The sequence below is a fragment of the Streptomyces litchfieldiae genome, assembly GCF_031845365.1.
In the GTDB taxonomy this organism is placed as follows: Bacteria; Actinomycetota; Actinomycetes; order Streptomycetales; family Streptomycetaceae; genus Streptomyces; species Streptomyces litchfieldiae.
The window spans coordinates 332783-352041 of sequence record NZ_JAVREL010000003.1; the positions used below are offsets into that span (position 1 = coordinate 332783).

At 73.1% G+C, this 19259-nt stretch carries 17 protein-coding genes and 1 tRNA gene; 15 read left to right on the forward strand and 3 right to left on the reverse strand.

Annotated elements, in window-relative coordinates; genetic code table 11:
- Positions 1–6 precede the first annotated feature (6 nt).
- Positions 7–606: an SACE_7040 family transcriptional regulator gene (locus tag RM590_RS08060; protein ID WP_311703698.1), complete on the reverse strand. Its 600-nt coding sequence runs from the start codon at positions 604–606 to the stop codon at positions 7–9.
- Positions 607–654: 48 nt separating this feature from the next.
- Between RM590_RS08060 and RM590_RS08065 the strand changes: the two genes are divergently transcribed.
- From RM590_RS08065 to glmS, 7 genes are all read left to right on the forward strand, one after another.
- Positions 655–2262 carry a carboxyl transferase domain-containing protein gene (locus RM590_RS08065; protein ID WP_311703699.1) on the forward strand — a complete coding sequence of 536 codons (1608 nt, stop codon included), beginning with the start codon at positions 655–657 and terminating at the stop codon, positions 2260–2262.
- 14 nt (positions 2263–2276) lie between these two features.
- Complete coding sequence (locus RM590_RS08070) at positions 2277–4277, forward strand: acetyl/propionyl/methylcrotonyl-CoA carboxylase subunit alpha (RefSeq protein WP_311703700.1); 2001 nt, start codon at positions 2277–2279, stop codon at positions 4275–4277.
- Positions 4277–5194, forward strand: coding sequence for a hydroxymethylglutaryl-CoA lyase (locus tag RM590_RS08075; RefSeq protein ID WP_311703701.1), 918 nt, complete (start codon positions 4277–4279; stop codon positions 5192–5194). The genes RM590_RS08070 and RM590_RS08075 overlap by 1 nt, the downstream gene beginning before the upstream one ends.
- Positions 5195–5196: 2 nt before the next feature.
- The gene (locus RM590_RS08080; protein ID WP_311703702.1) at positions 5197–6363 is read left to right on the forward strand and encodes an acyl-CoA dehydrogenase family protein; all 1167 of its coding nucleotides are present in this window, start codon (positions 5197–5199) and stop codon (positions 6361–6363) included.
- A 113-nt stretch (positions 6364–6476) separates the two neighbouring features.
- Positions 6477–7358 carry a DUF4429 domain-containing protein gene (locus RM590_RS08085; protein WP_311703703.1) on the forward strand — a complete coding sequence of 294 codons (882 nt, stop codon included), beginning with the start codon at positions 6477–6479 and terminating at the stop codon, positions 7356–7358.
- An 87-nt stretch (positions 7359–7445) separates the two neighbouring features.
- Positions 7446–7721, forward strand: a complete 276-nt coding sequence (locus RM590_RS08090) for a hypothetical protein (protein ID WP_311703704.1) — start codon at positions 7446–7448, stop codon at positions 7719–7721.
- A gap of 47 nt (positions 7722–7768) precedes the next feature.
- Positions 7769–9589 (forward strand): glutamine--fructose-6-phosphate transaminase (isomerizing), encoded by a 1821-nt coding sequence (gene glmS / locus RM590_RS08095; protein ID WP_311703705.1) that lies wholly within the window; start codon positions 7769–7771, stop codon positions 9587–9589.
- Positions 9590–9895: 306 nt separating this feature from the next.
- On the opposite strand, the gene RM590_RS08100 is transcribed toward glmS, so the two are convergent.
- Complete coding sequence (locus RM590_RS08100) at positions 9896–10417, reverse strand: universal stress protein (protein WP_311703706.1); 522 nt, start codon at positions 10415–10417, stop codon at positions 9896–9898.
- Between the two features lie 742 nt (positions 10418–11159).
- Between RM590_RS08100 and RM590_RS08105 the strand changes: the two genes are divergently transcribed.
- The 5 genes from RM590_RS08105 (at position 11160) to RM590_RS08125 (ending at position 14734) form a co-directional block, all read left to right on the forward strand.
- Positions 11160–12269: a GlxA family transcriptional regulator gene (locus RM590_RS08105; protein ID WP_311703707.1), complete on the forward strand. Its 1110-nt coding sequence runs from the start codon at positions 11160–11162 to the stop codon at positions 12267–12269.
- A gap of 46 nt (positions 12270–12315) precedes the next feature.
- Positions 12316–12912, forward strand: coding sequence for an oligoribonuclease (gene orn / locus RM590_RS08110; RefSeq protein ID WP_311703708.1), 597 nt, complete (start codon positions 12316–12318; stop codon positions 12910–12912).
- A gap of 91 nt (positions 12913–13003) precedes the next feature.
- A tRNA-His gene (locus RM590_RS08115) sits at positions 13004–13079 on the forward strand.
- A 238-nt stretch (positions 13080–13317) separates the two neighbouring features.
- Positions 13318–13548, forward strand: a complete 231-nt coding sequence (locus RM590_RS08120; RefSeq protein ID WP_311703709.1) for a hypothetical protein — start codon at positions 13318–13320, stop codon at positions 13546–13548.
- A 220-nt stretch (positions 13549–13768) separates the two neighbouring features.
- Positions 13769–14734 (forward strand): peptidoglycan recognition protein family protein, encoded by a 966-nt coding sequence (locus tag RM590_RS08125; RefSeq protein ID WP_311703710.1) that lies wholly within the window; start codon positions 13769–13771, stop codon positions 14732–14734.
- Positions 14735–14780: 46 nt separating this feature from the next.
- Here the strand turns inward: RM590_RS08125 and RM590_RS08130 are convergent, their stop codons facing one another.
- Positions 14781–15377, reverse strand: coding sequence for a DUF2637 domain-containing protein (locus tag RM590_RS08130; RefSeq protein ID WP_311703711.1), 597 nt, complete (start codon positions 15375–15377; stop codon positions 14781–14783).
- Positions 15378–15553: 176 nt separating this feature from the next.
- Here RM590_RS08130 and RM590_RS08135 point away from each other — a divergent pair, with 176 nt between their 5' ends.
- Genes RM590_RS08135 through aroA form a run of 3 tightly spaced genes read left to right on the forward strand, consistent with a single transcriptional unit; the run spans position 15554 to position 19259 of the window.
- Positions 15554–17125 carry a sigma-70 family RNA polymerase sigma factor gene (locus tag RM590_RS08135; protein WP_311703712.1) on the forward strand — a complete coding sequence of 524 codons (1572 nt, stop codon included), beginning with the start codon at positions 15554–15556 and terminating at the stop codon, positions 17123–17125.
- A gap of 30 nt (positions 17126–17155) precedes the next feature.
- Entirely contained in the window at positions 17156–17869 is a 714-nt protein-coding gene (locus tag RM590_RS08140; RefSeq protein WP_311703713.1) for a M50 family metallopeptidase, read from the forward strand.
- 40 nt (positions 17870–17909) lie between these two features.
- A complete protein-coding gene (gene aroA / locus RM590_RS08145) occupies positions 17910–19259 on the forward strand; it encodes a 3-phosphoshikimate 1-carboxyvinyltransferase (RefSeq protein WP_311703714.1) in 1350 nt (449 codons plus the stop codon).

Below are 19259 nucleotides of genomic sequence, written 5' to 3' on the forward strand. Positions count from 1 at the left end.
CCGGGGTCAGGCCCCGGCCGCCGCCGCGGTGAGGGCGCCGCGGGCCAGACGGTGGAGGAGCGCCGCCATCTCGTCGCGGTCGGGCAGCGAGCTCGGGCGGGACAGGTGCGGCGTCGAGTTCAGCAGGCCGAAGACCGCGTGGACGGACGCCCGCGCCGGGGCCTCCGGCAGCTCCGGGTACACCCGGCGCACCACCTCCACCCACAGCTCGACGTACTGCCGCTGCAACTGCCGGACCTGCTTGCGGTCCGCCTCCGGCAGCCGGTCCAGCTCGCGGTCGTGCAATGTGATCAGCGCCCGGTCGTCCAGCGCGAAGTCGATGTGCCCGCCGATGAGCGAGTCGAGCGCGGCCTCGGGCGGCAGGCCGGCCTCCGCGGCCTCGGCCACCCGGCGGCGGCCGCCGTCCCGCAGCCGGCTGCTGATCCCCACCAGCAGCTCGGTGAGCATCGCGTCCTTGCCGGCGAAATGGCGGTAGAGCGCCGGGCCGCTGATGCCGACGGCCGCGCCTATCTCGTCGACGCCGACGCCGTGGAAGCCTCGTTCGGCGAAGAGCCGGGAGGCCTCCCGGAGGATCTGCTCCCGGCGGGGAGTGGCGTGCGTGGTCATGGGAACCCATTGTAGACACGAGCTGTTAGCGAGCGTTAACCTGGCCGCATGCGGCAGGCACCGACGCTGACCAGCACCGCCGATCCGACGTCCGACACCTACCGGGCCAACGAGGCCGCCCACCGGGAGCTGGCCGCCCGGCTGCGGGAGAAGTTGGCCGCCGCTCGACTCGGCGGCGGCGAGCGCGCCCGGGCCCGGCACCTCGCGCGCGGCAAGCTGCTGCCCCGGGACCGGGTGGACGCGCTGCTGGACCCCGGCTCGCCGTTCCTGGAGCTGGCGCCGCTGGCCGCCGACGGGATGTACGACGGGCAGGCGCCGGCGGCCGGGGTGATCGCCGGGATCGGCCGGGTCAGCGGGCGCGAGACGGTCGTCGTGGCGAACGACGCGACGGTCAAGGGCGGCACCTACTACCCGATGACCGTCAAGAAGCACCTGCGCGCCCAGGAGATCGCCCTGGAGAACCGGCTGCCCTGCGTCTACCTGGTGGACTCCGGCGGCGCGTTCCTGCCGATGCAGGACGAGGTCTTCCCCGACCGCGACCACTTCGGGCGGATCTTCTACAACCAGGCCCGGATGTCCGCCGCCCGCATCCCCCAGATCGCCGCCGTCCTCGGCTCCTGCACCGCCGGCGGCGCCTATGTGCCCGCCATGAGCGACGAGGCCGTCATCGTGCGCGGCCAGGGCACGATCTTCCTCGGCGGGCCACCGCTGGTGAAGGCCGCCACCGGCGAGGTCGTCACGGCGGAGGAGCTGGGCGGCGGCGAGGTGCACTCCCGGGTGTCCGGCGTCACCGACCATCTCGCCGAGGACGACACACACGCGCTGCGCATCGTCCGCACCATCGTCGACACCCTGCCCGAACGCGGCCCGCTGCCCTGGCCGGTGCGGGCGGCCGAGGAGCCGGCCGTGGACCCGGCGGGGCTGTACGGCGTGGTGCCGGTGGACTCGCGGACCGCGTACGACGTGCGCGAGGTGATCGCGCGGCTGGTGGACGGTTCGCGATTCCAGGAGTTCAAGTCCGCGTTCGGGACCACCCTGGTGACCGGTTTCGCCCATATCCAGGGCCATCCGGTCGGCATCGTGGCCAACAACGGCATCCTCTTCTCCGAATCCGCCCAGAAGGGCGCGCACTTCATCGAGCTGTGCGACCAGCGCGGGATCCCGCTGCTCTTCCTCCAGAACGTCTCCGGATTCATGGTCGGCCGCGCCTACGAGGCGGGAGGCATCGCCAAGCACGGCGCCAAGATGGTGACCGCCGTGGCCTGCGCGCGGGTGCCCAAGCTGACCGTGGTCATCGGCGGCTCCTACGGCGCGGGGAACTACTCGATGTGCGGCCGGGCGTACTCGCCCCGTTTCCTGTGGATGTGGCCGAACGCCAAGATCTCCGTGATGGGCGGCGAGCAGGCCGCCGCCGTGCTGGCCACCGTCAAGCGCGACCAGCTCGGCGGGGACTGGAGCGCGGAGGACGAGGAGGCGTTCAAGGCGCCGGTCCGCGAGCAGTACGAGACCCAGGGGAACGCGTACTACGCCACCGCGCGGCTGTGGGACGACGGCGTGATCGACCCGCTGGCGACCCGCACCGTGCTCGGGCTGGCCCTGACGGCCTGTGCCAACGCGCCGCTGCCCGAGCCCGCCCATGGCGTCTTCCGGATGTAAGGGGGTTCACCGCCGTGTTCGAGACCGTGCTCGTGGCCAACCGGGGCGAGATCGCCGTCCGCGTGATCCGCACGCTGCGCCGGCTGGGCGTCGCCTCCGTCGCCGTCTACAGCGACGCGGACGTCGGCGCCCGGCATGTGCGGGAGGCCGACCGGGCGGTGCGGATCGGCCCGGCGCCGGCCACCGAGAGCTATCTGTCCATCGAACGGTTGCTCGCCGCCGCCGCGCGCGCGGGCGCGCAGGCCGTGCACCCCGGCTATGGGTTCCTGGCGGAGAACGCCGCGTTCGCCCGCGCCGTCACCGACGCGGGCCTGGCGTTCATCGGCCCGCCCGCCGCGGCGATCGAGACGATGGGCGACAAGATCCGCGCCAAGGAGACGGTGGCCGCCGCGGGCGTTCCCGTGGTGCCTGGGGCACACGGCGACGGCCTGGCCGAGGCGGCACGCGCCCTGGGCGTGCCCGTGCTGCTCAAGCCCTCGGCGGGCGGCGGCGGCAAGGGCATGCGGCTGGTGCGCGACGCCGCGCAACTGGAGGAGGAGATCGCCGCCGCGCGGCGGGCCGCGCGCTCCGCGTTCGGCGACGACACGCTGCTGGTGGAGCGGTGGATCGACCGGCCCCGGCACATCGAGATCCAGGTGCTGGCGGACGGCCACGGCACCGTTCTGCACTTGGGGGAGCGCGAGTGCTCGCTCCAGCGCCGCCACCAGAAGATCGTCGAGGAGGCGCCCAGCCCGCTGCTCGACCCGGCCGCCCGCGCGGCGATGGGCGAGGCCGCCGTGCGCGCCGCCCGGTCCTGCGGCTACCGGGGCGCGGGAACGGTGGAGTTCATCGTGCCCGGCGAGGACCCGGGCACCCACTGGTTCATGGAGATGAACACCCGCCTTCAAGTCGAGCATCCGGTCACCGAGTTGATCACGGGGCTGGACCTCGTGGAGTGGCAGGTGCGGATCGCGGCGGGTGAGCCGCTGCCGTTCGGGCAGGACGCCGTGTCCGTCACCGGGCACGCGGTCGAGGCCCGGATCTGCGCCGAGACGGCGCGGGCCGGGGCGGACGGCCGGGTGGACTTCCTGCCCTCGGCCGGCACCGTTCACCTGCTGCGCGAGCCGTCCGGCGAGGGGATCCGGGTGGACTCCGGGCTGGCGGAGGGCACCGAGGTCGGCACCGCGTACGACCCGATGCTGGCCAAGGTCGTCGCGCACGGCCCCGACCGGTCCACCGCGCTGCGCCGCCTGCGCGCCGCGCTGGCCCGGACCACCGTTCTCGGCGTGGACACCAACACCGGCTTCCTGCGCCGCCTGCTGGCCCATCCCGCCGTCGTCTCCGGCGCGCTGGACACCGGCCTGGTCGACGGCGTGGCCGCCGGCCTGCTGCCCGACGCCGTGCCCGAGGAGGTGTACGCCGCGGCGGCGCTGCTGCGGCAGGCCGCCCTCGACCCGGTGCCGGACGCGAGCGGCTGGGTCGACCCGTTCGACGTGCCCTCCGGCTGGCGGCTGGGCGGCGAGCCCGCCTGGACGGTGCACCGGCTGCGGGTGCCGGGCCGGGAGCCGGTGACGGTCCGGGTACGGCCCGGCGAGGCGTGCGTCGGCGAGGCCGGTGAGCCGGTGCCGGCGCGGCTGCTGGGCGGGGCCGACCCGGCGGGCGGCACCGTGCGCGTGGAGTACGCCGGCGCGCGCCACGCGTTCGCGCACGCCGCCGAGGCCGGCGGCCACTGGCTGGGCCGGGACGGCGACGCCTGGCACGTGCACGGTTACGACCCGGTGGCCGCCGCGGGCGGTGGGGGAGCGGCCGGCGCCGACGCGCTGACCGCGCCGATGCCCGGCACCGTGACCGTCGTCAAGGCGGCCGTGGGGGACGTGGTGACGGCCGGCCAGAGCCTGCTGGTGGTGGAGGCGATGAAGATGGAGCACGTCATCGCCGCCCCGCACGACGGCACCGTCGCCGAACTGGACGTGACGGCCGGCAGCACGGTCGCCCTCGATCAAGTCCTCGCCGTGGTCACCCCCAAGGAGCCGTGATGACCGACCCCACCCTGCCCGCCCGGGTCCGCATCCACGAGGTCGGCCCCCGCGACGGCCTCCAGAACGAGAAAACGGTCGTACCCGTCGCGGTCAAGTCCGAGTTCATCCACCGGCTGGCCGCCGCCGGGCTGACCACCATCGAGGCCACCAGCTTCGTCCACCCCCGGTGGGTGCCCCAACTGGCCGACGCCGAGGAGCTGTTCCCCCTGCTGCGGGACCTGAACGGGGTCCGGCTGCCGGTGCTGGTCCCCAACGAACGCGGCCTGGACCGCGCGCTGGCACACGGCGCTCGCGAGGTGGCGGTCTTCGCCAGCGCCACCGAGTCGTTCTCCCATGCGAACTTGAATCGCTCCATTGACGAATCCCTCGTCATGTTCACCCCTGTGGTGGCGCGCGCGATCGACGCCGAGGTCCCCGTTCGCGGCTATCTCTCGATGTGCTTCGGCGACCCCTGGGAGGGCGCGGTACCGGTCGCGCAGGTCGTCCGCGTCGCCCGCCGCCTGTTCGACCTCGGCTGCGCCGAGCTGAGCCTGGGCGACACGATCGGCGTCGCCACCCCCGGCCAGGTCACCGAGCTGCTGACCGCGCTCAACGAGGCGGATATCCCGGCCGACCGCCTCGCCGTCCACTTCCACGACACATACGGCCAGGCGCTGGCGAACACCCTGACGGCGCTCCGGCACGGCGTCACCACCGTCGACGCCTCCGCGGGCGGGCTGGGCGGCTGCCCGTTCGCCCGCACCGCCACCGGGAACCTGGCCACCGAGGACCTGCTCTGGATGCTGCGCGGCCTTGGCATCGAGACCGGGGTCGACCTCGACCGGCTCACCGACACGAGCCTCTGGCTCGCCGGCCACCTCGGCCGGCCCAGCCCGTCCCGCACCGTTCGCGCGCTCTCCCACAAGGAGTCCTGACGATGCCCCTGGACCACCGTCTGCCCACCGAGCACGAGGATCTGCGCCGCACCGTCGAGGCGTTCGCCCACGACGTGGTGGCCCCCAAGATCGGGGAGTTCTACGAGAACCACGAGTTCCCCTACGAGATCATCCGCGAGATGGGCAGGATGGGCCTGTTCGGCCTGCCCTTCCCGGAGGAGTACGGCGGGATGGGCGGCGACTATCTCGCGCTGTGCCTCGCCCTGGAGGAGCTGGCCCGCGTCGACTCCTCCGTCGCCATCACCCTGGAGGCGGGCGTCTCCCTGGGCGCCATGCCCATCCACCGCTTCGGCACCGAGGAGCAGAAACGGCAGTGGCTGCCGCGCCTGTGCGCCGGCGAGATCCTGGGCGCGTTCGGCCTCACCGAGCCCGGCTTCGGCTCCGACGCGGGCGGGACGCGCACCACGGCGGTCCGCGACGGCGACTCCTGGGTGATCAACGGGACCAAGAGCTTCATCACCAACTCCGGCACCGACATCACCGGCCTGATCACCGTCACGGCCGTCACCGGGCGCAAGCCCGACGGGCGGCCGTCGATCTCCGCGATCATCGTCCCGTCCGGCACCCCCGGCCTGACCGTGGCCCCCGCGTACTCCAAGGTCGGCTGGAACGCGTCCGACACCCGCGAGCTGTCGTTCGCCGACGTCCGCGTTCCCGCGGCGAACCTGCTGGGCGAGGAGGGCCGCGGCTACGCCCAGTTCCTGCGGATCCTCGACGAGGGCCGGATCGCCATCTCCGCCCTGGCCACCGGCCTGGCGCAGGGCTGCGTGGACGAGTCGCTCGCCTACGCGCGCACCCGCGTCGCGTTCGGCCGCCCGATCGGCGCCAACCAGGCCATCCAGTTCAAGCTGGCCGACATGGAGGCGCGCGCCCACACCGCCCGGGTGGCGTGGCGCGACGCCGCGTCCCGGCTGCTGGCGGGCGAGCCGTTCAAGAAGGAGGCGGCGATCGCCAAGCTGCACTCCTCGGACGTGGCCGTCACGAACGCCCGCGAGGCCACCCAGATCCACGGCGGGTACGGCTTCATGAACGAGTACCCGGTGGCCCGCATGTGGCGCGACGCCAAGATCCTGGAGATCGGCGAGGGCACGAGCGAGGTGCAGCGCATGCTGATCGCCCGCGAACTCGGCGTCACGGACGGGGCGTAGCGGGACCGGCGATGCCCGGGAGGGCGGCCCGCGGCCCCATCTCCCGGGCGGCGGGCCCCCGTTGTGCCGCGCCGGCCGGCGGCGCGGCCTGCCACAATCGGAGCATGGGGCCCATGGCGGAGATCACACAGCCGACCGGCACATGGATATTCGACGGCGATGTCCTGCGCATCGTGCCCGGACACGGCCGCGGCGTGCACGCGCTGCGCACCGCGCTCGGCGAGGTGACGGTGCCGCTGGAGGCCATGGCCGGAGTGTCCTACGAGGCCGGCCGGAAGGGCGGCCGGCTGCGGCTGCGGCTGCGCGGCGGCGTGGACCCGCTCACCCAGGCGACGGGCGGCGGGCTGCGGGACGCGGCCGATCCGTATCTGCTGGAGGTGGAGAAGGACCGGGCCGGCGTCGCCGAGTACCTGGCCGACGCCGTGCGCGACGCGCTGGTCATCGAGCAGGTCCCGGACACCCCCGCCGACCGTTATCTGCTGCCCGGGCCGACCGTGCCGCTGACGCTGCACGCCTCGGACGGCGAGATGGTCTTCGACGGCGAGGAGGTCCGCATCGCCTGGGGCTGGGCGGCGGAGGAGAGCAAGAAGTCCGGTGGGCCCCGGGCGCTGGCGCTGGCCGACCTGGCGGCGGTGACGTGGTCCCCGCCGCGCCTGGAGAGCGGCTGTCTGCGCCTGGTGCCCAAGGCCCCGCACGCCCCCGTCAAGCCGGCGCACGACCCCAACTGCGTGGTGCTGTGGGGCTGGCGCGCTGCCCGGGAGACGGCCGAGTCGGCGCTGCTGGCCGCGGCCGTCACCGCCCGGCTGCCGCACCCGCTGGCGGCCCGCGAGGCGCCGGCCCTCCCGGCGCCCGCCGAACCGGCGGCACTGGCCGCGGCGCCCGACCACGACACGATTCTGCGCCGGCTGCGCGAGCTGGGCGAGCTGCACCGCGGCGGCGTACTCACGGACGAGGAGTTCAGCGCCGCGAAAAAGGCCATGATCGACCGCCTCTAGCTCACGTTCGGACGTGGAACGACACGCCCGTGCCCGATATCGGGCAGGATTGTTGCGAAAAACAGCCCGGTTCCCCAGTATCGAGGGGTGCCGGAACGCCGTACCCCTCATGACGATCTTGTGGACCACCTGGTGCGCAGCACGCCCCTCGCGCGGGGCGAGGCGGCGCGGGTGATCCTCGACGTCGTGGCGTACTTCGGCGAGACGGCCGAGGAGTTCGTCCGCCGGCGGCACCGGGAGCTGCGCACCCGTGGGCTGACGAACGAGGCGATCTTCGAACGGATCGCGGACGAGCTGCCGCACCGTGTGGTGGCGCCACCCGAGCTGTCCCTGCGGCAGCTCCGGCGAATCGTATACGGCTGACGCGCCCGGCCCAGACAGCAGGCGAACGACCAGCAGGAGGAACGTCTATGTGCGGAATCGTGGGATATATCGGCAAACGGGATGTGGCCCCCCTCCTGCTGGAGGGCCTTCAGCGGCTGGAGTACCGGGGCTATGACTCCGCCGGCATCGCCATCCACAGCAGCGGTCGGGGCGGCGGCCTGAAGACGGTCAAGAACGCCGGTCGCGTCCGCGAGCTGGAGGACAAGGTACCCGCCCGTTTCGCCGGCACCTGCGGTATCGCGCACACCCGCTGGGCCACGCACGGCGCGCCCAACGACACCAACGCCCACCCGCACCTCGACACCCAGGGCCGGGTCGCCGTCGTCCACAACGGGATCATCGACAACTCCGGCGACCTGCGCGCCAAGCTGGCCGCCGACGGCGTCGAGCTGGTCTCCGAGACCGACACCGAGGTGCTCGCCCACCTCATCGCCCGCGCCCAGGCCGAGACGCTGGAGGAGAAGGTCCGCGAGGCGCTGCGGTACATCGAGGGCACCTACGGCATCGCCGTGCTGCACGCCGACTTCCCCGACCGCATCGTCGTGGCGCGCAACGGCTCGCCGGTCGTGCTGGGCATCGGCGAGAAGGAGATGTTCGTCGCCTCCGACGTCGCCGCGCTGATCAGCCACACCCGTCAGGTGATCACGCTGGACGACGGCGAGATGGCCACCATCAAGGCCGACGACTACCGCACGTACACCACCGACGGCAGCCGCACCGCCGCCTCGCCCACCACCGTCGAGTGGGAGGCCGAGAGCTACGACATGGGCGGCCACGACACGTACATGCACAAGGAGATCGCCGAGCAGCCCGACGCCGTGGACCGGGTGCTGCGCGGCCGGATCGACGACCGGTTCGCCACCGTCCGGCTCGGCGGGCTCAACCTGGACGCCCGCGCCGCGCGCGGTGTGCGCCGGGTGAAGATCCTCGGCTGCGGCTCGGCGTACCACGCGGGCCTGATCGGCGCCCAGTTGATCGAGGAGCTGGCCCGCATCCCGGCCGACGCCGAGCCGGCGAGCGAGTTCCGTTACCGCAACGCCGTGGTGGACCCCGACACGCTGTACATCGCGACCAGCCAGTCCGGCGAGACCTACGACACCCTGGCCGCCGTGCAGGAGCTCAAGCGCAAGGGCGCGATGGTCCTCGGCGTGGTGAACGTCGTCGGCTCGGCCATCGCGCGCGAGACGGACGGCGGCGTCTACGTGCACGCCGGGCCCGAGGTCTGCGTGGTGTCCACCAAGTGCTTCACCAACACCGCCGTGGCCTTCGCGCTGCTGGCCCTGCACCTGGGCCGCATCCGCGACCTGTCGGTGGCCGACGGCAAGCGGATCATCGAGGGGCTGCGGAAGCTGCCCGAGCAGATCGGCGAGATCCTGCGCGACGAGGACCGGATCGCCAAGCTGGCGGCCGACTTCGCCGACGCCAAGAGCATGATGTTCGTCGGCCGGGTGCGCGGCTTCCCGGTCGCCAAGGAGGCGTCGCTCAAGCTCAAGGAGGTCTCCTACATCCACGCCGAGGCGTACCCGGCCTCCGAGCTCAAGCACGGCCCGCTGGCGCTGATCGAGCCCGCGGTGCCCACGGTGGCGATCGTGCCGACGGACGAGCTGCTGGAGAAGAACCGCGCCACGCTGGAGGAGATCAAGGCCCGCAGCGGGCGGATCCTGGCCGTGGCCCACGAGGAGCAGCCGAAGGCGGACGACACCATCGTGGTGCCCCGCAACGAGCCCGAGCTGGACCCGGTGCTCATGGGCATTCCGCTCCAACTCCTCGCGTACCACACGGCCCTGGCCCTGGGCCGGGACATCGACAAGCCGCGGAACCTCGCGAAGTCCGTGACCGTGGAGTGAGGGCGGGCTGAGGGCCCTTCCGCGCCCCGCCGGGCGCACGGCGGCCCCCGGGGGAGTGCGTGCCACCATACGCACACCCGGGGGCCGCCATATGCGCCGGCGTCGCCCATTACGCCGGCGGGGAGAAGCCGCCGTCGGGTCCGTCACCTCCCGTCCGGCGGCCCAAGCACAGCCGATGTCCCCTTTATGCCCATCACAAACGCACAATCCACCATCGGCGGGCGACGAATTTGGTGAATGCTCGGTGCGCGCCGCCGCCCGGGACGTGCCGGGGCCGCGGCGAACCGGTGGCCGGAGCGCCGGGGGTCAGGGAATGACGACGACGGGGCGCCGGGCGCGGCGGGCCAGGCGGCCGGAGACCGAGCCGAAGACCCGGCTCAGGAAGCCGTGCGTGGTGCCCACGACGATCGCGTCGGCCTCGTACTCCCGGCCGACCTCTTCCAGTTCGTGGCAGATGTCGCCGCCGCGTTCGAGCAGCACCCAGGGCACGTCGGACAGGTGCTCGGCGCAGGCCAGCTCCAGCCCCAGCACCTCGGTGCGGTGATCGGGGACGTCGACCAGGGCGGGGGGCTCGCAGCCGGCCCAGACGGTGGTCGGCAGTCGGTTGGCCACATGAACGATGATCAGCCCGGAGCCGGACCGCCGGGCCATACCCACGGCGTACGCCAGGGCGCGTTCGCTCGACATGGAGCCGTCGAAACCGACGACCACGCCGTGCTGGAAGGCCGGGTCATGTGTCGCACCCGCGTCGTCCACCGGCTCGGGGATGTCCGACGGATCGACGACTCGCCTGCGATCCGCTGGTTCGGGGAACTCGTATCCAGCCATCGGGACCTCAGCGGTGGGTCAGGGAGGAAACCTCGTGAGCGTGTCGGTGATGGGGGTGGTACGAGGAGAAGGCGAGGAGATTCCTTGCGCTTCCACTGGTTCCACCTCCAGGGTACGGCGTCATGTGGCCAGTTCCCAGAGGCGTTGTGTACAACCCCTGAAACCGGACGTGACGCCGTGACCGTGCAGCATGCCCTACCCGCTCCGGGCCGCGCAATGCTTTCGGACACGCGGGGATACGGATGCTCTCGGAGCGTGACGGGGCGCGCGGGGTCCCGAGGTTTCCTTCTTGACGCCCCTGCCATGGCCGACAAGCAGCGCCTGTTCGCTGTCCGTGCCAAAGGGACTACAGCACTTGGAACGGTCGAGTGCCCCCGGCGTACGCCCGGCGCGCGGTCGGACTGTCGTGCTGGCAGCTCTTATTTTCAGCCAACTTCACCACAGTGAAACCACGTTGCCCACACGCCCCGCCAACACCTCCTGTATACCGGGGAGAAGAGCCGCGCCCCAGCGCATCGCACCTCCGGCGACGAGGCGTGAGGTGAGGCGCACTTCCCCCAACTGCTCCCACGTGTAACGCTTCCTGATCGAATGCTTCGCGCCACGTTGTCATGTCGATATAGCGCCGAGTGATGAACTTGTCCCGCCGACCTCATCCGACACAGTAGATTCGATCTTGGCAATCACGTCGGGGGAAACGTGCAGGACCGAGAGGATGCGACGACCGAGGGAACTGAGGAGCATGAGCCAGGACCCAACGCACGGCCCCGAGCCCGCCGTCAAGCTGGCTGCCCGACGCCGCCGCGAAGTCGTCGCGGTGCTGCTGTTCAGCGGCAGTCCCATGTTCGAAAGCTCCATCCCGCTGTCCGTCTTCGGGGTCGACCGCCAGGATGCCGGGGTGCCGCGCTACCGGCTCCTCGCCTGCGCGGGCGAGGAGGGACCGCTGCGCACCACCGGCGGTCTGGAGCTGCGCGCCCCCTACGGCCTGGGTGCCGTGGCCCGGGCCGGCACCGTCATCGTCCCCGCCTGGCGGTCCATCACCGGGCCGCCGCCGGCCGCGGCGCTGGCCGCGCTGCGCCGCGCGCACAGCGAGGGCGCCCGGATCGTCGGCCTGTGCACCGGGGCGTTCGCCCTGGGCGCGGCCGGGCTGCTCGACGGGCGGCCGGCGACCACGCACTGGATGTACGCGCCGACGCTGGCGAAGCGCTATCCCTCGGTCCATGTGGACCCGCGGGAGCTCTTCGTGGACGACGGCGACATCCTGACCTCGGCGGGCACCGCCGCCGGGATCGACCTGTGCCTGCACATCGTCCGCCAGGACCACGGACCGGAGGCCGCCGCCGCCCTGGCCCGCCGCCTGGTGCTGCCGCCCCGCCGGGGCAGCGGCGCCGAGGTGGGGCCGCACCGGCACCTGGACCGCTCTTTACCGGAGGACATCGGGGCCGACCCGCTGGCCGAGGTCGTGGCCTGGGCGCTGGAGCACCTGCACGAGCAGTTCGACGTGGAGACGCTGGCCGCCCGTGCCTATATGAGCCGCCGGACGTTCGACCGGCGTTTCCGGGCCCTGACTGGGAGCGCTCCCCTTCAGTGGCTGATCACCCAGCGTGTTCTCCAGGCGCAGCGGCTCCTGGAGGTCTCGGACTACTCGGTGGACGAGGTGGCGGGCCGCTGCGGGTTCCGTTCCCCGGTGGCGCTGCGCGGCCACTTCCGGCGGCAGCTCGGCGCCTCCCCGGCGGCCTACCGGGCCGCCTACCGGGCCCGGCAGCAGGACGCCTCCCCGGAGCGCGGCAAGCCCGTCAGCGACGGCTTCTCGCCCCGCCTCCCGGGCCAGCGCGGCCGTCCCGCTCCGTGAGTGACGTGCGCGGGACAGTCGCGCTGAGCGACGTAAGGTTGTTCGCATGAACGACCGCATGGTGTGGATCGACTGCGAGATGACCGGGCTGTCGCTGGCCGACGACGCGCTCATCGAGGTGGCCGCGCTGGTGACCGACTCCGAGCTGAACGTGCTCGGCGAGGGGGTGGACATCGTGATCCGCCCCCCCGCGGCCGCCCTGGAGTCCATGCCGGAGGTGGTGCGGACCATGCACACCGCCTCTGGGCTGCTCGAGGAGCTGGACGGCGGCACCACCCTGGAGGACGCCGAGCGGCGGGTCCTGGACTACGTCCGCGAGCACGCGCCGGAGGCCGGCAAGACCCCCCTCTGCGGGAACTCGATCGGCACCGACCGCGGCTTCCTCGCCCGGGACATGCCGCGCCTGGAATCCCACCTCCACTACCGTGTGATCGATGTCTCCTCGGTGAAGGAGCTGGCCCGCCGCTGGTACCCACGGGCCTACTTCAACAGCCCGGAGAAGAGCGGGAACCATCGCGCGCTGGCGGACATCAAGGAGTCCATCGCCGAGCTGCGCTACTACCGCGAGGCCATCTTCGTGCCCCAGCCGGGCCCCGACTCCGAGGCCGCCAAGCGCATCGCGGCCCAGCACGTCGTGCCCTGAGCTATCTGGGTGCTGGCACCTCCGGCGACCCTGTACACTCATAAACCGGCTGGTGCGGGAGGCTTCGCGGCACTCCGCACGACCGGTCATGGTGGGCGTAGCTCAGTTGGTAGAGCACCTGGTTGTGGTCCAGGTGGCCGCGGGTTCAAGTCCCGTCGCTCACCCCAGACGACCAAGGCCCGACTCGCGCGAAGCGGTCGGGCCTTCGTCATGTCCCGGCTCGTCCCCCGTGGCGCCGCTGCCCGAGCGGTGGGGGCCAATGGGGGAATGCCGCACCGGCTACCGGGTGGTGGCGCTGAGCCGTTGGGCGTGTCGGATGCGCCCGGTCACCGCGGCGGCAAGCATTTGATCAAGCCCGCCGGACCCGCTCCCCGGGCATCCCCCCTCGCCTTTCCAGGAGGTCCCATGCGCATGCGCACTGCCATGGCCGCGCTCTCGCTGGCCGCCGTCGGAGTCCTCGGCCTCGCCGGGGCCGCCCACGCCGGCAACAACGGCGGCGGCGACGACGGCCACTACGACCGTTACATCGGCAAGAGCTTCAGCAAGAGCTTCACCAAGAAGAACACCAAGAAGATCTCGGACAACGAGTTCATCTGGGACACCGACATCAAGATCTTCGCGCCCACCATCCACTGATCCCACCGCGAGCACCGAGAACACCGCGACGCCCCCGTCGGCCCCGGCCGGCGGGGGCTTCTTCGCGCGTGCCGGGGCCCAACAGCGCGCGCGGGCGCGTCCGTCGACGGCCCATGCGCTCAACAGGGCAGTCGGGCTTGCTCAGTTGGTCCCCCGAAAGGGCGTGGCGTGGCACTCTGGGAACAGGAATGCGCCGCCGCCTCCTGGAAGGGGTACCGGTATGGCTTCTCCACTCTCCGCCGACAAGCTGGTGAACGCGCTGAAGGGGGAGGGCGTCAGAATCGTCGAGCACAGATCGTGGCGCACGCACAACCGGAACCATGTGGGGGCCTGGGGTCCGGTGCACGGCGTGATGATCCACCACACGGTGACCTCCGGGACCAGCTCCTCCGTGGAACTCTGCTACAACGGCCGGTCCGACCTGCCGGGGCCGTTGTGCCACGGGGTCATCGCCAAGGACGGCACGGTGTATCTCGTCGGGAACGGCCGGGCGAACCACGCGGGCAAGGGCGACGGGGACGTGCTCAGCGCCGTCATCGCCGAACGCTCGCTCCCCGCCGACAACGAGGCCGACACCGACGGCAACACCCACTTCTACGGCTTCGAGTGCATCAACCTCGGTGACAACAAGGACCCCTGGCCCAAGGAGCAGGTGGAGGCCATCGTGCGCGCCTCCGCCGCGATCTGCCGGGCGCACGGCTGGGGCAAGGAGGGCACGACCTCCGTGATCGGCCACCTGGAGTGGCAGCCGGGCAAGATCGACCCGCGCGGGCCCGGCATCTCCATGAGTGATGTGCGCAAGCGCGTCGCGACACGTCTCCGGCATCCCGCCGACTGGAATCCCGAGGAGGACGACATGCCCGTCTCCGACGCCGATGTCGAGAAGATCGCCAAGGCCGCCGCCCGCCAGGTCGCGCTCTACAAGGACACCCGGCTGGACTCCCGCGACGCCCGGCAGATGTGGGACGACGCCGCCAGCCCGCACCGCACCTGGCAGTTCCGGCCCGAGGGCGGGGACCGGGACGCCTGGGGGTATCTGACGCGGACGCACTCGGAGGTCGTCGCGCTGCGCGCCGCCGTGAGCGAGCTGGCCACCGCGCTGGCCGCCCGGGACGAGTCGGTGGACGCGGACGAGCTCGTCGCGCGCATCGAGCGGGCCATCGACAACGCGACGGCGGAGGGCTGACAGGCCCGGACGCTGCCGCGAACCGTCCGCCGGGGCGCCGGGCGTCTCAGTCGCGCCGGCGGACGGTGCCGCGCTGCCGCGGCAGCGCGTGGCGGGGCGGGTGGATCAGCGTCATCTGGCGGACGATCTGGTGGAACGCGACCAGCGCCGAGATGGGCGGCAGTCCGGCGACCGCGATGTCCGTGGCCGTGCGGGGCGCGTCGCTGACGCACAGGCCGACGGCCAGCCCGGAGAACAGGATCACCACCGCCCAGGAGTGCAGGGACCGGCGCTGGTGCAGTGCCGCCCGCAGGATCGACAGCGAGGCCACCAGCCAGGGACCGTAGATCAACAGCGGCCACCAGGCGGTGAGTTGGTCCGACGCACTGGGGGCGGCGGCGTCGCGCAGCGGCTCGTACGAGACGAGGCCGCCGAGCACGCTGAGCATGGCGACGAGGGCCGACGCGAGGGCGGCGAGCAGCAGGCTCGCGCACCGCAGCCACAGGGAACGGTCCAGACCGCTGGGCCACTTCATGCGGCGGCGGGCTCTGCGATGCCGCCGGGCGGCCTCGGTGCCGGGCATGCCGGAGAGCCCCGACGGCTGGTCGATGATCATGTCGGGTGGCAGAAAAAGCTGCGTCGTGGTGGTTGGGTCGTACATCATCTGCTGGTTGAGTGGCATCACAACCCGCCAACGACGAGGGAGTTGGCGGGATGTGCGGCATTGGAGTGAATGGCAGCGCGCGAGTGGCGCGCGGTGCGGCGCCTTGACCGAACCGTTTCTTCTGGCCGGTCGGCGTCGTTGCCGTGACCGGTCCGCACGACGGCGACAGGGGACGCATGGCAAGTGGCGATGACAACCCGGCGGTGACCGACGGCGAGTTGCTGGTACGCGTGCGGGCGGGCGACGACGCGGGGTTCGCGGAGCTGTACCGGCGGCATGTGGGCCCGGTGCGCCGGTACGCGCGCCTGTGCTGCCGGGACGCGCACACCGCGGAGGACCTGACGGCCGAGGTGTTCGCGCGGATGCTGCGCGCCGTGCGCGGCGGGAGCGGGCCCGAAACCTCGGTGCGCGCCTACCTGTTGACGATGGTGCGGCGCACGGCGGCGCAGTGGGGCGCGTATGCCCGGGCCGAGCTCCCGGTGCCCGAGCCAGACACCGAGGGGTCCGGTGCCCCCGCCGAGGTGGGGTCCGACGCCGCGGCGCTCTCGCGGGCCGACCGGTCGCTGGTCGTGCAGGCGTTCCAGAGCCTGCCGGAGCGCTGGCAGCAGGTGCTGTGGCACACCGCCGTGGAGGCCGAGCCCGTGCGCCGGGTGGCGCCGCGGCTGGGCCTGAGCGCGAACGCCACGGCCGTGCTGGCGTTCCGGGCCCGCGAGGGGTTGCGCGAGGCGTATCTTCAGGCGCACGTGAGCGCGTCGCTCACCGGGCCGGGGGAGTGCCGCCGGTTCGCGCGCCGGCTCGGGGCGTATGCGCGCAAGCCCCTGACGCGCCGGGGGAACTCGGAACTCCGCCGGCACTTGGACGGCTGCGACCGGTGCCGGGCGGCCTACCTCGAACTGGTCGATCTCAACTCGACGTTGCGCGGCCTCCTGCCGCTGGCCGCGCTCGGCTGGTTCACGGCGGGGTCGCTGCGCACCACGGCCCGCCTCACCGGCGAGGCCGCGGGCATGGCGGGGGCGGGCGGCCTGGCCGGCGCCGGCGTCGCGACCACCGCGGCGGGCGCGGGCGGCGTGCTGAGCAAGATGGCCGTGACCGCCACCGTGGCGCTGGCCGCGGCCACCGCCACCGGGTCCGCGCCGCTGGTCGACGAGGGGCCGCAGGAGGCCCGGCCGGGGGTGTCGGCGACCGACGCCGGGCAGTGGTCCGCCGTGCTCCCTCCCGGGCCCATCGCCGTCGGGAGCCCGCCGCCCGCCCGGGTGCCCGCGCCCCGGCGCACGCCCGAGGCCGGGACGACGCGCGAGGCGGCGACCGAGACCGGCGCCTCGGCCGAGGCCGTGGCCGAGGGCGGCGACGGAATCGGTGCCGCGGGCGAGACCACGGCCGGTGCCGCCGACGAGGCGGTCACGGGCGGCGTCGGTGGCGTGGGGAAGGAGGCCGACACGCTCGTCGATCCGTCCGGCTGCGCCCCCGGCCCGGCCGACGCCGCGGCCACGATCCTCGACGACTGCCCCGACGACACGGCCAGCCCGGGACAGCCGGACACCACCGGGCCCCGGGACCGGGGCACGCCGCCGGGGTTGGACATCGCGGAGATGGAACCCCCGCCGTTCGCCTCCGCGACGCCCGCGCCCGGACGCGGCGCCCCGTCCGTGGCACCGGCCGCCCCGCTGGCCGGCGAATCCGCGCCGGCGGCCGGCGGGTCGCCGCTCCCCACCGGAGAGTCCCCGTCCGTGCCGGCCGAGGTCCCGTAGCCGGCCGCGCCCCTTAGGATCGGCCGGACCATGGACATAGCTGACGTCGAGGAACTGTGGGACCGGGTCACCGGTACCCAGCCGGAGCCCGAGCTCTGGCTGATCGTCGTGACCGCCGCCCTGGCCCTGGCGGCGGTCGCGCCGTACGGGATGTGGCGGCTCGCGCGGAACACCATCACGATCGCGCACGAGGGCGGCCACGGCCTGGTGGCCCTGCTGACGGGCCGCCGGCTGGAGGGCATCCGGCTGCACTCCGACACCTCGGGCCTGACCGTCTCGCGCGGCAAGCCCACCGGAATCGGCATGATCCTGACCGCCGCCGCGGGCTACACCGCCCCCTCGCTGCTCGGCCTCGGCGGCGCCGCGCTGCTCTCCGAGGGGCGCATCACCGCGCTGCTGTGGGGCGCCACCGCGCTGCTGCTGGCGCTGCTGGTGATGGTGCGCAACGCCTACGGGATGCTGACCGTCGTGCTCACCGGTGCCGCGTTCCTGCTGGTGTCCTGGCTCACCGAGCCGGAGGTGCAGGCCGCGTTCGCCTATGTCGTGGTGTGGTTCCTGCTGCTGGGTGGCGTCCGGCCGGTCTTCGAGCTGCAGGCCAAGCGTCGCCGGGGCGCGGCCCGGGACTCCGACGCGGACCAGCTCGCGCGGCTCACCGGCGTGCCCGCCCTGATGTGGCTGATACTTTTCCACGCCGTGACGCTGACGTCGCTGATCGGCGGCGGCCGTTGGCTGCTCGACCTCTGAAACACCGGTCGCGGGCGTGCCGCGCACTAGAGTGAGGGACATGACCGACCACAGCGAAACGCTCACTCTCTGGCCCGCGCCGTCCGCCCCCGGCGCGGTCGACGCGACTGTCACGGTGCCCGGATCCAAGTCGGTCACCAACCGTGCCCTCATCCTCGCCGCCCTCGCCGCCGACCCGGGCTGGCTGCGCCGCCCGCTGCGTTCCCGCGACACCCTGCTGATGGCGGACGCGCTGCGTTCCCTCGGCATCGGCATCGAGGAGACCGTCTCCTCCAGCTCCGCCGTCTCCGGGCTGCCGCACGGCCGGGGCGAGTCCTGGCGCGTCATTCCGGCCATGCCGCAGGCGCCCGCCACCGTCGACGTGGGCAACGCCGGCACCGTGATGCGCTTCCTGCCGCCGCTCGCCGCGCTGGCCGAGGGGCCGGTGCGCTTCGACGGCGACCCCCGTTCCCACGAGCGTCCGCTGCGCGGCCTGATCGACGCGCTGCGCGCCCTCGGCGCCCGCGTCGAGGACGACGGGCGCGGCAGCCTGCCCCTCACTCTGCACGGCATCGGCTCGCTGGACGGCGGCCATGTCGAGGTGGACGCCTCCACCTCCTCGCAGTTCATCAGCGCGCTGCTGCTGTCCGCCCCCCGGTTCAACCAGGGCGTCGAGGTCCGGCACATCGGCCGCCAGTTGCCCTCCGTGCCGCACATCCGGATGACCGTGGACATGCTGCGCCGGGCCGGGGCGCAGGTGGACTCCCCGGACTCCGGCGGCGAGCCCAACGTCTGGCGGGTCGCGCCCGGCGCGCTGCTCGGCCGCGACCTCGTCGTCGAGCCCGACCTGTCCAACGCGCAGCCGTTCCTGGCCGCCGCCCTGGTCACCGGCGGCACGGTCACGATCCCCGACTGGCCCGCCCACACCACGCAGCCCGGCGACGCGCTGCGGGAGATCTTCACCGAGATGGGCGGCACCTGCACGCTGGACGGCGGCGGGCTGACGTTCACCGGCACCGGACGGGTGCGCGGCATCGACGCCGACCTGAGCGCGGTCGGCGAGCTGACCCCCGGCATCGCGGCCGTCGCCGCCCTCGCGGAGACGGAGTCGGTGCTGCGCGGCGTGGCGCATCTGCGGCTGCACGAGACGGACCGTCTGGCCGCCCTCACCAAGGAGATCAACTCGCTGGGCGGCGACGTCACCGAGACCGCCGACGGGCTGCGCATCCGGCCGCGCCCGTTGCACGGCGGCGTGTTCCACACGTACGAGGACCACCGGCTCGCCACCGCGGGGGCGGTGCTGGGCCTGGTGGTGAAGGACGTGGAGGTCGAGGACATCGCGACCACCGGCAAGACGATGCCCGACTTCCCCGACCTGTGGCACCGCATGCTCGCCGGAGAGAGAGCGTAG

What these genes read in the sequence shown, in the direction of transcription:
- RM590_RS08105 (WP_311703707.1), top strand. Translation starts at nt 11,160, where the DNA reads ATGAGCCAGGACCCAACGCACGGCCCCGAGCCCGCCGTCAAGCTGGCT.
- orn (WP_311703708.1), top strand. Translation starts at nt 12,316, where the DNA reads ATGAACGACCGCATGGTGTGGATCGACTGCGAGATGACCGGGCTGTCG.
- RM590_RS08065 (WP_311703699.1), top strand. Translation starts at nt 655, where the DNA reads ATGCGGCAGGCACCGACGCTGACCAGCACCGCCGATCCGACGTCCGAC.
- aroA (WP_311703714.1), top strand. Translation starts at nt 17,910, where the DNA reads ATGACCGACCACAGCGAAACGCTCACTCTCTGGCCCGCGCCGTCCGCC.
- glmS (WP_311703705.1), top strand. Translation starts at nt 7,769, where the DNA reads ATGTGCGGAATCGTGGGATATATCGGCAAACGGGATGTGGCCCCCCTC.
- RM590_RS08075 (WP_311703701.1), top strand. Translation starts at nt 4,277, where the DNA reads ATGACCGACCCCACCCTGCCCGCCCGGGTCCGCATCCACGAGGTCGGC.
- RM590_RS08100 (WP_311703706.1), bottom strand. Translation starts at nt 10,417, where the DNA reads ATGGCTGGATACGAGTTCCCCGAACCAGCGGATCGCAGGCGAGTCGTC.
- RM590_RS08140 (WP_311703713.1), top strand. Translation starts at nt 17,156, where the DNA reads ATGGACATAGCTGACGTCGAGGAACTGTGGGACCGGGTCACCGGTACC.
- RM590_RS08060 (WP_311703698.1), bottom strand. Translation starts at nt 606, where the DNA reads ATGACCACGCACGCCACTCCCCGCCGGGAGCAGATCCTCCGGGAGGCC.
- RM590_RS08080 (WP_311703702.1), top strand. Translation starts at nt 5,197, where the DNA reads ATGCCCCTGGACCACCGTCTGCCCACCGAGCACGAGGATCTGCGCCGC.
- RM590_RS08125 (WP_311703710.1), top strand. Translation starts at nt 13,769, where the DNA reads ATGGCTTCTCCACTCTCCGCCGACAAGCTGGTGAACGCGCTGAAGGGG.
- RM590_RS08130 (WP_311703711.1), bottom strand. Translation starts at nt 15,377, where the DNA reads ATGATGTACGACCCAACCACCACGACGCAGCTTTTTCTGCCACCCGAC.
- RM590_RS08135 (WP_311703712.1), top strand. Translation starts at nt 15,554, where the DNA reads ATGGCAAGTGGCGATGACAACCCGGCGGTGACCGACGGCGAGTTGCTG.
- RM590_RS08085 (WP_311703703.1), top strand. Translation starts at nt 6,477, where the DNA reads ATGGCGGAGATCACACAGCCGACCGGCACATGGATATTCGACGGCGAT.
- RM590_RS08120 (WP_311703709.1), top strand. Translation starts at nt 13,318, where the DNA reads ATGCGCATGCGCACTGCCATGGCCGCGCTCTCGCTGGCCGCCGTCGGA.